The sequence below is a fragment of the Streptomyces sp. SID10853 genome (assembly GCF_010548145.1).
In the GTDB taxonomy this organism is placed as follows: Bacteria; Actinomycetota; Actinomycetes; order Streptomycetales; family Streptomycetaceae; genus Streptomyces.
The window spans coordinates 1-12,823 of record NZ_JAAGLN010000204.1 but is presented as its reverse complement, the minus strand read 5'-3'; the positions used below and the strand labels follow the sequence as shown (position 1 = coordinate 12,823).

At 71.8% G+C, this 12,823-nt stretch carries 13 protein-coding genes; 6 read left to right on the top strand and 7 right to left on the bottom strand.

Annotated features, from left to right (window positions below):
• Positions 1-127: biotin/lipoyl-containing protein (locus G3I19_RS38160; protein ID WP_164265823.1), on the top strand; the 127-nt coding region annotated here is incomplete at its 5' end.
• A gap of 70 nt (positions 128-197) precedes the next feature.
• Here the strand turns inward: G3I19_RS38160 and G3I19_RS28275 are convergent.
• Positions 198-374 carry a carboxylesterase family protein gene (locus tag G3I19_RS28275; protein WP_164266558.1) on the bottom strand — a complete coding sequence of 59 codons (177 nt, stop codon included), beginning with the start codon at positions 372-374 and terminating at the stop codon, positions 198-200.
• A gap of 149 nt (positions 375-523) precedes the next feature.
• Positions 524-2,011 (bottom strand): MFS transporter, encoded by a 1,488-nt coding sequence (locus G3I19_RS28270; RefSeq protein ID WP_164266557.1) that lies wholly within the window; start codon positions 2,009-2,011, stop codon positions 524-526.
• Positions 2,012-2,167: 156 nt separating this feature from the next.
• On the opposite strand from G3I19_RS28270, the gene G3I19_RS28265 reads away from it, so the two are divergent.
• Positions 2,168-2,749, top strand: a complete 582-nt coding sequence (locus G3I19_RS28265; protein ID WP_164266556.1) for a TetR/AcrR family transcriptional regulator — start codon at positions 2,168-2,170, stop codon at positions 2,747-2,749.
• A gap of 293 nt (positions 2,750-3,042) precedes the next feature.
• On the opposite strand, the gene G3I19_RS28260 is transcribed toward G3I19_RS28265, so the two are convergent.
• Together G3I19_RS28260 and G3I19_RS28255 are read right to left on the bottom strand one after the other, a co-directional pair.
• Entirely contained in the window at positions 3,043-4,017 is a 975-nt protein-coding gene (locus G3I19_RS28260; RefSeq protein WP_164266555.1) for a DeoR/GlpR family DNA-binding transcription regulator, read from the bottom strand.
• A 154-nt stretch (positions 4,018-4,171) separates the two neighbouring features.
• The gene (locus G3I19_RS28255) at positions 4,172-5,611 is read right to left on the bottom strand and encodes an NAD(P)H-quinone dehydrogenase (protein WP_164266554.1); all 1,440 of its coding nucleotides are present in this window, start codon (positions 5,609-5,611) and stop codon (positions 4,172-4,174) included.
• A gap of 259 nt (positions 5,612-5,870) precedes the next feature.
• On the opposite strand from G3I19_RS28255, the gene G3I19_RS28250 reads away from it, so the two are divergent.
• The 3 genes from G3I19_RS28250 (at position 5,871) to G3I19_RS28240 (ending at position 9,033) form a co-directional block, all read left to right on the top strand.
• Positions 5,871-6,308: a gamma-glutamylcyclotransferase gene (locus G3I19_RS28250; RefSeq protein WP_164266553.1), complete on the top strand. Its 438-nt coding sequence runs from the start codon at positions 5,871-5,873 to the stop codon at positions 6,306-6,308.
• Positions 6,309-6,421: 113 nt separating this feature from the next.
• On the top strand, positions 6,422-7,252 hold the full coding sequence (locus G3I19_RS28245) for a purine-nucleoside phosphorylase (protein WP_164266552.1): 831 nt from the start codon (positions 6,422-6,424) through the stop codon (positions 7,250-7,252).
• Between the two features lie 137 nt (positions 7,253-7,389).
• Positions 7,390-9,033 carry a phospho-sugar mutase gene (locus G3I19_RS28240; protein ID WP_164266551.1) on the top strand — a complete coding sequence of 548 codons (1,644 nt, stop codon included), beginning with the start codon at positions 7,390-7,392 and terminating at the stop codon, positions 9,031-9,033.
• Positions 9,034-9,075: 42 nt separating this feature from the next.
• Here the strand turns inward: G3I19_RS28240 and G3I19_RS28235 are convergent, their stop codons facing one another.
• The gene (locus tag G3I19_RS28235) at positions 9,076-9,783 is read right to left on the bottom strand and encodes an SDR family NAD(P)-dependent oxidoreductase (protein ID WP_164266550.1); all 708 of its coding nucleotides are present in this window, start codon (positions 9,781-9,783) and stop codon (positions 9,076-9,078) included.
• Positions 9,784-9,884: 101 nt separating this feature from the next.
• On the opposite strand from G3I19_RS28235, the gene G3I19_RS28230 reads away from it, so the two are divergent.
• Entirely contained in the window at positions 9,885-10,778 is an 894-nt protein-coding gene (locus G3I19_RS28230) for a helix-turn-helix transcriptional regulator (RefSeq protein WP_164266549.1), read from the top strand.
• On the opposite strand, the gene G3I19_RS28225 is transcribed toward G3I19_RS28230, so the two are convergent.
• Together G3I19_RS28225 and G3I19_RS28220 are read right to left on the bottom strand one after the other, a co-directional pair.
• Positions 10,765-11,418, bottom strand: coding sequence for a response regulator transcription factor (locus tag G3I19_RS28225; protein WP_164266548.1), 654 nt, complete (start codon positions 11,416-11,418; stop codon positions 10,765-10,767). The two genes, G3I19_RS28230 and G3I19_RS28225, sit on opposite strands and share 14 nt — an antisense overlap.
• Before the next feature lie 4 nt (positions 11,419-11,422).
• Positions 11,423-12,823: histidine kinase (locus G3I19_RS28220; RefSeq protein WP_164266547.1), on the bottom strand; the 1,401-nt coding region annotated here is incomplete at its 5' end.

Genomic DNA, 12,823 nt, shown 5'->3' with positions numbered 1-12,823 from the left:
CGTCCTCGAAGCAATGAAGATGGAACAGCCGCTCAACGCCCACCGCTCCGGCACCATCAAGGGCCTCACCGCCGAGATCGGCGCCTCCATCTCATCAGGCGCCATGATCTGCGAGATCAAGGACTGACGGCACAGCCGAGAGTTACGGGGTGAGCCCCGGCCGGACACACCTTGGATTCGGGTGGTCGGGCCGGGGCTCACCCCGTACGGGCTTCCAGCGGCAGAAGCGGTCGCAGCCGAACAGCCGTAGCCGACGGCGGGGCGCCGAAGGCGTGGTGGGGGTAGGGGGCGTCCGCGTAGGGGATGTCGAGGAACTCTGCGTGCATGTCGAGGGCCTTGCCTTCGACGGGTCCGCAGCTGGTCTGAACGATCATGATTTGGTTCCTGAGTCCTGATGGTGCCTGGCCTGCTGCGGCCTGTCAGGGCACGCAGGGCGGCCGGGGTGTGTGTCCGCCACCCTCATGGGCGGGTGGCGGCGCTGGAGTCGGGCCTCCGGCTGAGTGGTTCGTTGCCGTCGGCAGGGTCAGGCGGCCTCGGCGCGGTTGCGTGCGGGGGCCACATCGGCGTCCTTGAGGAAGAGGGCGATGAGGGCAGTGGCGACGCTGATGGCGGCGACGATCAGCAGGGCGACGCGGTAGCCGTCGACGACGGAGGCGGCGCCGGTCGCCCCACTGTGTCCGGTGACGCTGGAGGCGAGGGTGACCAGCGCGGCCAGGCCGAGGGCCGCGCCGAGCTGACGGCACATGTTGATCAGGCCGGACGCGGCGCCCGCATTCTGCGGGGCGACCCCGGTGGTGGCCGCGACGATCGCCGGCATCATCATCACGCTCGTCCCCGCACCGATGACCAGGGTGGGCAGCAGCACGTGGCCGACGTAGTCGGAGTGGACCGGCAGCCGGGCCAGCCACACCAGACCAACGGCCGCGACCAGCCCGCCGACCAGCACCAGCCGACGCGCGCCGACCTTGGGGATCAGCCGCTGGGAGAGAAGGACACCCACGCTGATCACGGACACCATCGGCAGCAGCGACAGACCGGTGCGCAGGGCGCTCTCGCCCAGCACCTGCTGCATGTACAGGGAGAGGAAGAACAGCGGCGTGGTGATCACGGTGCCCATCAGCAGGGTCAGGATGTTGCCGATGCGGATGTTGTGCACCGCGAAGATCTCCAGCGGGATCAGCGGCTCCTTCGTACGCCGCTCGATCAGCACGAACGCCACGAACAGCACGACCCCGCCGATCAGCGCGGTCAATACCCGGGGGGATGTCCAGCCGTCGTCGGGGGCGCTGGACACGCCGTAGACAAGGGCTGCTGCAGAGAGTGTGATCGTGACGGCCCCCGGGATGTCGATGCGGGTACTGCGCTTCGAAGCGGCGGACGGCTGCAGGCAGACCAGCGATGCGATGAGCAGGCCCACGCCGATGGGCACGTTGACCAGCATCACCCAGCGCCAGCTCAGCGAGGCGGTGAGCAGCCCGCCGAGCACGACACCCGCCGCTCCGGCGGAGGAGGCGGCTACGCCCCACCAGGTCATGGCGCGTGTGCGCCGGCCGGGTTCGGTGTGGCTGGCGGTGATCAGGCTGAGGCTGGAGGGTGCCAGCGCGGCGGCACCGACGCCTTGCAGGAAGCGGGCCGCGAGGAGCATCCAGCCCTCCTGGGCGAGCCCACCGAACAGGGAGGCCGCAGTGAACACGACCAGCCCGATCTGGAAGATCCGGCGGCGCCCGAACAGGTCGCCGGCGCGCGCGGCGAGCAGCAGCAGACCGCCGAAGGTGATCAGGTAACAGTTGACGACCCACTGCTGGGCCGCGGCCGACAGGCCGAGCCCCTCCTTCATCGACGGCAACGCGACGTTCACGATGCTGGAGTCCAGCACCACCATGAACTGCGCCACGCAGGCCAGCGCGGCGACGACCGCCAGACCCACGCCTGGCTTGGCCACCTCCTGCGCACCATGGCTGGGGGGCGGCGAGGTGGGCCCGCGCCGTGTGGCGGTTTGTTCGTGCGGCATGGAGAACTCCTCAAAACGAATACCGGATAGCCTCTCCGTTAAAGCGTAAGCGATAACGGATAGGCTGTCCATCAAGTCTTGAGGGCGCCGCCCCGCATCCGTTAGGGTCGGGTTCGGCAGGTGAGGCGTGCAGTGTCACCGGATCGGAGGAAGACCATGGCTTCGGGCAAGACCTCGTTCCCCACCCGGCGGGCCGCGGCCGAGCGGAACCGCGACAAGATCCTCGCTGCCGCCCGGGATGCCTTCACCGATCACGCCGCAGAGATCTCCATGGCGGAGGTCGCGCGACGCGCCGGCGTCGGGATGGCGACCCTGTACCGCAATTTTCCCGGGCGCCCCGAGCTCCTCGAAGCCCTTTACACCGACGAAGTGGACGCGCTGTGCGAGGCGGCCGTCGCCGACGACGCACAGCCGGGCGAAGCACTCATCGGCTGGCTCCGCCGGCTTTTCGCTTTCATTCCCAACAAGCGCCTGATCGTTTCCGAACTGCTGGAGCACACCGACCCCGCCGGCCCGGTCATCCGCGGCAACCGCACCCGCGCACTCGACGCCGCCCGCCCGCTTCTGACCGCAGCCCAGGACGCAGACGAGATCCGCGGCGACGTCACGCTGGAGCAGATCTTCGACGGCATCGCCGCCATCGCTAAAATCCAAGGCGAAGCGGCCTACCTGGCACCCCTCTTCGCCACACTGCTCGACGGCCTCCGCCTGCCTCCCGGCGCCGAACTCCCGCGGTAGCACGTCCACTCGGACGCTGAACGGTTCCACGGAGCGCTCGCTGCGGCAGCGGAGGCTCTTGCGGCTCAAGAACCCAGGCTCGAGTGCGTACTTATGACTCCCATCGGGCTGTGCCCCGCTCCCGGACGAGCGCATCCCCGCCGGGGCAGCAGAGTGAGGATCGCAGATCCAGGAGTCCTCATGCCCGAAGTCCACGGCGGTGGCGAGGACCTGCCTCCGCCTCCCCTGCCGACGCACCGCCGACCCGGGCTGCAGCCGGCAGCCACGGTCAACAACGCTCGTGCTCAATACAACTAGCGGCGCCGCATGTCGGCCACCCGCGCCTGCTGTGCCTGCTGTTGCTGCTCGGCCAGCGAGACCGCGCTGCGCAGCGGCTGCGGCCCGCCCGGGTGCGTACGCCGCTGACCGGGGAGCGGCATGTCCCTGCGCGGCGGGCGGCCGGCCGGGTGGGGCTCACCGCCCGGCCCGGAGCCCGCGGCCGCACCGCCCGGCCCCGCCACCGCGATCTGCACGCCCTGGTCGGCGAGCGCCTGCAACTCCGTTGCCGCACGGTCGTCCTGGGCGGACGGCTCGTCGGTGACCAGCCGGGTGATCACATCCGTCGGCACGGTCTGGAACATGGTGTCGGTGCCCAGCTTGGTGTGGTCGGCGAGGACCACCACCTCGGCCGCGGCCTGCACCAGCGCCCGGTCGACGCTGGCCGAGAGCATGTTGGAGGTGGACAGGCCGCGCTCGGCGGTCAGCCCGCTGCCGGAGAGGAAGGCCCGGGAGACCCGCAGCCCCTGGAGGGACTGCTCGGCACCACTGCCCACCAGGGCGTAGTTGGACCCGCGCAGGGTGCCGCCGGTCATCACGACCTCGACCCGGTTGGCATGGGCCAACGCCTGGGCGACCAGCAGGGAGTTGGTGACCACCGTCAGCCCGGGGACGCGTGCGAGCCGGCGGGCCAGCTCCTGCGTGGTCGTCCCCGCGCCCACCACGATGGCTTCGCCTTCTTCGACGAGCCCCGCGGCGAGATCGGCGATGGCCGTCTTCTCGGCGGTCGCGAGATGGGATTTCTGCGGAAAGCCGGATTCTCGCGTGAAACCACCCGGCAGTACCGCACCGCCGTGGCGGCGGTCGAGGAGTCCTTCTGCCTCCAGCGCCCGCACGTCCCGCCGTACGGTCACTTCGGAGGTCTGGACGACACGGGCGAGCTCACGGAGCGACACGGCCCCGTTGGCACGCACCATTTCAAGGATCAATTGGCGACGTTCAGCAGCGAACACGGAACAGACAGTAACCTGACCGGCCGATCGTTCTCAGCACTTTGCGCCGAATAACAGAAATTGCGCACAGATTGCACCAGCAGGTGGTATACGGGGCGCGCCCACCGGCCACGCCCCCGCCCGCGCCCCGACCGTCAGCCGCCCGCCGGTCCCGTCAGTCCTCGCCGGCCATCTTCCGGGTGTGCAACTGCCGCGCCACCTCGGCGATCGAGCCGGAGAGCGACGGGTACACGGTGAAGGCGTTCGCGATCTGCTCCACCGTCAGGTTGTTGTCGACCGCGATCGAGATCGGGTGGATCAGCTCGCTGGCCCGGGGAGCCACGACCACTCCCCCGACCACGATGCCGGTACCCGGACGACAGAAGATCTTGACGAAGCCGTCCCTGATGCCCTGCATCTTGGCGCGCGGGTTGCGCAGCAGCGGCAGCTTGACGGCGCGCGCCACGATCTTGCCCGAGTCGACCTCGGCCTGACTGTAACCGACCGTGGCGATCTCCGGGTCGGTGAAGACGTTGGAGGAGACCGTCTTGAGGTTCAGCGGCTGCACCGCGTCACCGAGGAAGTGGTACATCGCGATACGGCCCTGCATGGCGGCGACCGACGCGAGGGCGAAGATCCCGGTGACGTCACCCGCCGCGTAGACGCCGGGGGCGCTGGTGCGGGAGACCTTGTCGGTCCAGATGTGGCCCGACTCCTTGAGCCGGACGCCGGCCTCTTCAAGGCCCATGCCCGCGCTGTTGGGGATGGCGCCGACCGCCATCAGACAGTGCGTACCGGAGATGACCCGGCCGTCGGCCAGGGTGACCTCCACCCGGTCGTCCACGCGCTTGGCCGAGGCCGCGCGCGAGCGGGCCATCACGTTCATGCCGCGGCGGCGGAACACGTCCTCCAGGACGGCCGCGGCGTCCGGGTCCTCGCCGGGGAGCACCCGGTCGCGGCTGGAGACCAGCGTGACGCGTGAGCCGAGTGCCTGGTAGGCGCCCGCGAACTCGGCGCCCGTGACACCGGAGCCGACCACGATGAGCTCTTCGGGGAGCTCGTCCAGGTCGTACACCTGCGTCCAGTTCAGGATGCGCTCGCCGTCCGGCTGCGCGTCCGGGATCTCCCGGGGGTGGCCGCCGGTCGCGAGGAGGACGGCGTCGGCCGTCAGGGTCTCCTCGGTGCCGTCGGCGGCGGTGACGATCACCTGGCGTGAGCCGTCCATGGCCTGCTGCCCGGCGAGCCGGCCGCGGCCGCGCATCACCCGGGCACCGGCCCTGGTGACCGACGCGGTGATGTCGTGGGACTGGGCCAGCGCGAGCCGCTTGACCCGTCGGTTCACCTTGCCGAGGTCCACGCCGACCACCCGCGCCGCCTGTTCCAGCGGTGGGGTGTCGTCGGCGACGATGATGCCCAACTCCTCGTACGAAGAGTCGAAGGTCGTCATCACCTCGGCCGTGGCGATCAGAGTCTTGGACGGCACGCAGTCGGTGAGCACGGATGCCCCGCCGAGACCGTCGCAGTCGACGACGGTCACCTCCGCGCCGAGCTGGGCGCCGACCAGCGCGGCCTCATATCCGCCAGGTCCGCCGCCGATGATCACGATCCGGGTCACGAAAAATCCGCCTCGCGTTGTCACCCCGGCCGCACTGCCGCCCCGGCCGGGGGTCCGGGGGGAGCCCCCGGGGAATGCAGTACGTGCTTCATTGTCCCGCACTCTTCAAGATGCTTCACCCCCGGGGCTCCCCGGGGGGCTCAGGGGGTCTCCGATGTGACCCCGGGCACCCGCACGGCCCCGCACGCGAGGCCGTCACGACCGGCTGCCGGGGCGAAGTGACCCGGCTCCGAAATGCCACTGTCGTACCCTCGACACCATGTCGCTCTACGCCGCGTACGCCGGCAACCTCGACGCGCGGCTGATGAGTCGCCGCGCCCCGCACTCCCCCCTGCGCGGCACCGGCTGGCTCAACGGCTGGCGGCTGACCTTCGGCGGGGAGCAGATGGGCTGGGAGGGGGCGCTCGCCACCCTGGTGGAGGCCCCGCGCTCGCAGGTCTTCGTCGCCCTCTACGACATCGCCCCGATGGACCAGGACTCGATGGACCGCTGGGAGGGCGTCGGCCTCGACATATACCGGCGGATGCGGGTCAGGGTGGACACCCTGGAGGGCGAGGAGCCCGCCTGGATCTACGTACTGAACGGGTACGAGGGCGGCCTGCCGTCGGCGCGCTACCTGGGCGAGCTGGCCGACGCGGCCGAGTCCGCGGGCGCACCGCACGACTATGTGATGGAGCTGCGCAAACGCCCCTGCTGAGGCGGGCAGGCCCAGCGGGACGCGGCGTTCGTCGGAAACGACAAGACAACGATCCCAACTCCGTCGGCCACAACATCTACGCGCGTAGGCCGAATGCGGTTACCCTCTTCGGCGTGAACGCTTCAGTTAACCCGGACATCCAGGGCGCCGCCGACAACCCCACTGTCGCCGCCGACGCCGCCGCCACCCGCCTGCGTGAGCTCACCGGCGCGGAGACCCACGACGTCGCCCTCGTGATGGGCTCCGGCTGGGCACCCGCCGTCGACGCGCTGGGCACCCCCGTGGCCGATTTCGCCGTGACCGAACTGCCCGGGTTCCCGCCGCCCGCCGTCGAGGGCCACGGCGGACGCATCCGCTCGTACGCCGTCGGGGGCAAGCGGGCGCTGGTCTTCCTCGGCCGCACCCACTACTACGAGGGCCGCGGTGTGGCCGCCGTCTCGCACGGCGTGCGGACCGCTGTCGCCGCGGGCTGCAAGACGGTCGTCCTGACCAACGGCTGCGGCGGTCTGCGCCCCGGGATGCGTCCCGGCCAGCCGGTCCTCATCAGTGACCACATCAACCTGACGGCCACATCGCCGATCATCGGCGCCAACTTCGTGGACCTCACCGACCTGTACTCGCCGCGGCTGCGGGCGCTCTGCAAGGAGGTGGACACCACCCTGGAAGAGGGCGTGTACGTCCAGTTCCCCGGCCCGCACTACGAGACGCCCGCCGAGATCAACATGGTCCGGGTGCTCGGTGGCGACCTGGTCGGCATGTCGACGGTGCTCGAAGCCATCGCGGCGCGTGAGGCGGGTGCGGAGGTGCTCGGTATCTCGCTGGTCACGAACCTGGCGGCCGGGCTGACCGGTGAGCCGCTGAACCACGAAGAGGTACTGCAGGCGGGCCGCGACTCGGCCACGCGGATGGGCTCGCTGCTCTCGAAGGTCCTGGAACGCATCTGAAGCGCCCCCCAGGTGTCCTCCGCCGGACGGGCTTGATCGTGCCGGACACCGGCACGACCCCAGCTCCTCCGGCGATCGAGGAGCGGGGGCCTGGGGGCGGAGCCCCCACCCCATGAGGAACGAAAGGCAGAACCACCGTGCAGCAGGACCTGATCACCCGCGCCAGGACGTGGCAGGCGGAGGACCCCGACCCGGACACCCGCGAGGAGCTGGCACGGCTCATCGAGGCAGCCGCCGCCTCCGGTGACACCACCGAGCTGGCCGCCCGCTTCAGCGGCACCCTCCAGTTCGGCACCGCCGGCCTCCGCGGAGAGCTGGGCGCGGGCCCGATGCGGATGAACCGGGCCGTCGTCATACGCGCGGCGGCCGGCCTCGCCGCGTACCTCAAGGCGCAGGGCCGGGCGGGCGGCCTGGTCGTCGTCGGTTACGACGCCCGCTACAAGTCCGCGGACTTCGCCCGGGACACCGCGGCCGTGATGACGGGCGCGGGTCTGCGCGCGGCCGTACTGCCGCGCCCGCTGCCCACCCCGGTCCTCGCCTTCGCCATCCGCCACCTCGGCGCGGTCGCGGGCGTCGAGGTCACGGCGAGCCACAACCCGCCCCGCGACAACGGCTACAAGGTCTACCTCGGCGACGGCTCGCAGATCGTGCCCCCGGCGGACACCGGGATCGCCGACGAGATCGACGCGGTGCGGAGCCTGCACGACGTGCCGCGCCCCGACAGCGGCTGGGAGACCCTCGGTGAGGACGTCCTGGACGCCTACCTGGCCCGTACGGACGCCGTACTGACCCCCGGCTCCCCCCGCACCGCCCGCACCGTCTACACGGCGATGCACGGGGTCGGCACGGAGACCCTGCTCAACGCGTTCGCCCGGGCCGGCTTCCCGGCGCCGGTGCTCGTCGCCGAACAGGCCGAGCCCGACCCGGCGTTCCCGACGGTCGCCTTCCCCAACCCGGAGGAGCCGGGCGCGATGGACCTCGCCTTCGCGACGGCCCGCGGCGCGACGCCCGACCTCGTCATCGCCAACGACCCGGACGCGGACCGCTGCGCGGTGGCCGTGCCGTACGAGGGCGACTGGCGCATGCTGCGCGGCGACGAGCTGGGCGCGCTGCTCGCGGCGCACCTGGTCCGCCGCGGGGTGACCGGCACGTTCGCCGAGTCGATCGTGTCGTCGTCGCTGCTCGGGCGGATCGCCGATGCCGCCTCGCTGCCGTACGAGGAGACGCTGACCGGGTTCAAGTGGATCGCCCGCGTCGACGGCCTGCGGTACGGCTACGAGGAGGCGCTCGGGTACTGCGTCGACCCCGACGGCGTACGCGACAAGGACGGCATCACGGCTGCCCTGCTCGTCGCCGAACTGGCCTCGGTGCTGAAGGCCGAGGGCCGCACGCTGCTCGGCCTGCTCGACGAACTGGCCGTCCGGCACGGGCTGCACGCGACGGACCAGCTCTCGGTGCGCGTCGACGACCTGTCGGTGATCGCGGACGCGATGCGCCGGCTGCGCGAACAGCCGCCGACGGAGCTGGCGGGCCTCAAGGTCACGAGCGCCGACGACCTGTCGAACGGCACGGAGCACCTGCCGCCCACGGACGGCCTGCGCTACCACCTGGAGGGCGCCCGGGTGATCGTCCGCCCGAGCGGCACCGAGCCGAAGCTCAAGTGCTATCTGGAGGTGGTGCTCCCGGTGGAGGCCATCGGCGACGTCCCGGCGGCCAGGACCCGGGCGGACCTGCTCCTGACGGCGATCAAGGCGGACCTGTCGCAGGCGGCGGGGCTGTAGGCCCGAAGAGCCACTCGGCACTCCGATGGCCCGCTGTCCGGATCACCAGGGCAGCGGGCCGTCGGCGTCGAAGAAGCCCCCGGTCGGGCCGTCCGGGCCCACCTGCGCCATCCGCACGATGATCCCGGCGCCCTGCTCGACGGTCTGGATGCCCGTGTTCCCGTTCAGGTCGGTCTTGGTGAAGCCGGGCTCCACCGCGTTGATCCGCATCTGCGGGAACGCCTTCGCGTACTGCACGGTGATCATGTTGACCGCGGTCTTGGACGCCGGGTAGGCGACCCCCGGGTACGCGTACGCCGGGGTGTCCGGGGTGGCGACCCCGGTCAGTGAGGCAAGACCGCTGCTGACGTTGACCACCACCGGGGCGGCCGAGCGCCGCAGCAGGGGAAGGAAGGCGTGGGTGACGCGCACGGTGCCGAAGACGTTCGTCTCGAACGTGCTCCGCATCGTGCCGGCTGTCACGTCCGCGGCGCCGATCACGGTGTTGTCCGCGCCGCGCTCCTCGATGCCGGCGTTGTTGACGAGTACGTCCAGACCGCCACCTGCCTCGACGACCCGCACGGCGGCCGCGACGGACGCGTCGTCGGTGGTGTCGATGACGACCAGCCGCGCGCCCAGCTCGTCGGCGGCCCGGCGCCCGCGTTCGGCGTCGCGGCTGCCCAGGTAGACGGTGTGGCCCGCGGCGATGAGGCGGCGGGCGGTCTCGTGGCCGAGACCCTTGTTCGCTCCGGTGACCAGTGTTGTTGTCATGCCTCCACGATGCGGCGGGGGCGGTCGGTCAGCCAGGCGTCCGGTCTTCCTGGGACTGCCGGTACCAGGACGATCCGAGCGGTCCGGGGCACAGTGGTGTCATGGCGACCACGGAGTTCGGACAGGCGGTGCGGCGCTGGCGCGACCGGGTCTCCCCGGAGGCGGCCGGGCTGCCCGTCGGCGGCCACCGGCGGGCGGCCGGGCTGCGCCGCGAGGAGCTGGCCCTGCTGGCCGGGATCTCGGTCGACTACGTCACCCGTCTCGAACAGGGCCGGGCCGCCAACCCGTCGGTGCAGGTCGTCGAGGCGCTGGGCCGGGCGCTGCGTCTGTCGGGGGCCGAGCGCGAGCATCTGTTCGCGGCCGCCGGGCTCGTACCGCCGGGGCGGGGCACGGTGCCCGCGTACATCACGCCCGGCGTCCAGCGGATGCTGGACCGGCTGACCGGCACACCTGTCGCGGTCTACGACGCGGCGTGGACGCTGCTGCTGGCCAACCCGCTCTACACGGCGCTGATGGGCGAGTGGCACGGCAAGGACCGCAACGCGGTGTGGCGCAACTTCCTCGGCTCGGGCACGCGTGCCCGCCACACACCGGCGTCCCGGCGCGCGCTGGAGACCTCGCAGGTCGCCGGGTTGCGGGCGACGGCGGCCCGGTATCCGGCTGACCAGCGGCTGCGGCGCCTGATCGCCGAACTGCGGGCCGGCAGCGACCGGTTCGCGGAGCTGTGGGACTCCGGGGGCGTGGAGCGGCACGACGTATCGCACAAGACGATCGACCATCCACAGATCGGCGCTGTGACGCTGGACTGTGATGTGCTCGGCGTCGCGGGCAGTGACCTGCGCATCATGATCTACACGACGGAGCCGGACACCCGGGACGCCGGACAGCTCGCGCTGCTCACCGTCCTCGGCACCCAGGCGCTGGCCGGCCAGGAGGTCCCGTTCCGTGGGGGCTCGATCACTGCGGACCAGGCCCGCCGGCTCAGCGATCGGTGAGCAGTCCGGCGTCGTGGGCGAGGACGGCGGCCTGCACGCGGTTGGCGCAGCCGGTGCGGGTCAGGATGCGGCTGATGTGTGCCTTGACCGTGCCGGCACTCAGATACAGCTGACCGGCGATCTCCGCGTTGGACAGCCCGGTGCCCAGCAGTCGCAGGACGTCCTGTTCGGCCGGGGTCAGTTCTCCGGTCCTGCGGAGCGCGGCCTCGGTGTTCCGGCCGGACTCCAACTGGCGGTCCAGCAGTTGCCGGGTGATCCGGGGCGCCAGGACCGGTTCGCCTGCGGCGGCGCGCTGCACGGCGCGGATCAGTTCGGCGGGGCCGGTGTCCTTGAGCAGGAACCCGCTCGCACCGGCCCGCAGGGCGCGCGTCACGCTCGCCTCCTCGCCGAAGGCCGTCAGCATCACGACACAGGTACGGGGCGAGATGCGGGCGATGTCCTCGGCGGCGGCGACTCCGTCCCGGTCCGGCATCTGGATGTCGAGCAGGGCCACATCGATGTCCTGGGTGCGGCACGCCGCGGCGGCCGCATAGCCGTCGCCCGCCTCGGCGACCACGTCGATGTCCTCGGCGTTCTCCAGGATCAGCCGGATTCCCACGCGCATCAGCGCCTCGTCGTCGGCGACCAGGACTCGGATCATCTGCTCATCCTAGAGCCGCGTAGACCAGCAGCACGACGAGGAAGACGACCGTGGGCAGGACCACGAGCAGGGTCACGCACCCCGATGCCAGGACGCGCGGCCAAGTGAGGATCTCGTCCGGCAAGGGGGGCCGTGCGCCTCTCGGTTCGGGGCGGGGGCGGGGGCCGGGGCCGGTGCGGGGGCCGGGGTGGTTGTCCGTGCCGGTGCCTGTGCGGTTGCCGATACCGGGGCCGGGGCGGTTGCCGTTGCCGTTGCCGTGCGGTGGCAGGGGCTCGCTCGCGGGCGCAGGCACGGAGGCGGAGGCGGGCTCGGGCGCGGGCACCGGCTCGTTCCCGTGCGCGGGCAGCCACGCGGCCACGCGGAATCCGCCGTCCGCCGCGGCGCCCGCCCGGAACGTGCCGCCGAGCAGCGAGACCCGCTCCTGGCAGGCGGCCAGCCCGCTGTGTGTTCCGCCGCGGGAGCGGCCGGACGCAGGGGGTGCCTCATTGGTGACGGAGACGTCGACCCCTGCGTCCGTGCCGCGTACCACCACCGCGGTGGGCGCGCCGGACGCGTGTTTCAGCACGTTGGTGAGCCCTTCGCGGACCACCCGGTGGATCGCCTGACGGGTACGGGGGCTCAGCCCGGCCGTGCCGGGGACGGACCAGTCCAGCTCGACGGTGCTGCCTGTCCGCCGGGACTCCTCCGCCAGCGCGGTGATGTCCTCGCGGGTTCCCCTCTCGTCGGCGGACCGGTCGGCCCTGCCGCCGCTGTCCAGGTGTTCCAGGTATTCCACGTGCCGCAGGACACCGAGGATCTCGCGCAGTTCCTCCATGGCCGTACCGGCTGTCGTACGGAGCAGCTCGGCCTGTCCGGCCAGGGCGGGTGCCTGCCGGGCGGCGCCGAGTTCGAGTGCGCCTGCGTGTACGGAGATCAGGCTCAGCCGGTGGCCCAGGAGATCGTGCATCTCCCCCGCGATCCGGGCCCGTTCCTCCAGCCGGGCCGTCGCCGCGGTCAGCGTACGGGCCTGCTCCAGGTAGGCGTTGCGTTCCCGCAGCAGGGTGTTCAGTGGGCGGCGCCGCCCCAGCAGGGTGCCGGCCAGCGCAGGAAGCACGAGGAGCAGCACGGCCGATGCGGCGTTTCCGGCCAGTTGGGGCAGCAGTGCCCCGGACCCGGCCAGGGCCATGGCGAGAGTCAGGACGCCGACGGCGGCGCAGGCCGCTCCGACGAACTGCCACACCCGGCGCTGCGGTGCGATACGGCGGGTGGCGGACAGCACGACCAGCGGCGCCACCGCCAGGGTCCACACGTTGTCGCCCACGACCGGCACGGCGGACGCCAGGACGGCGACGCCCGGCCGGCCGTGCCGGGCGAGGACGAGCGCGGCCGCCCACAGCGCCTCCAGCACGGCCCACCCGGGCCGGTG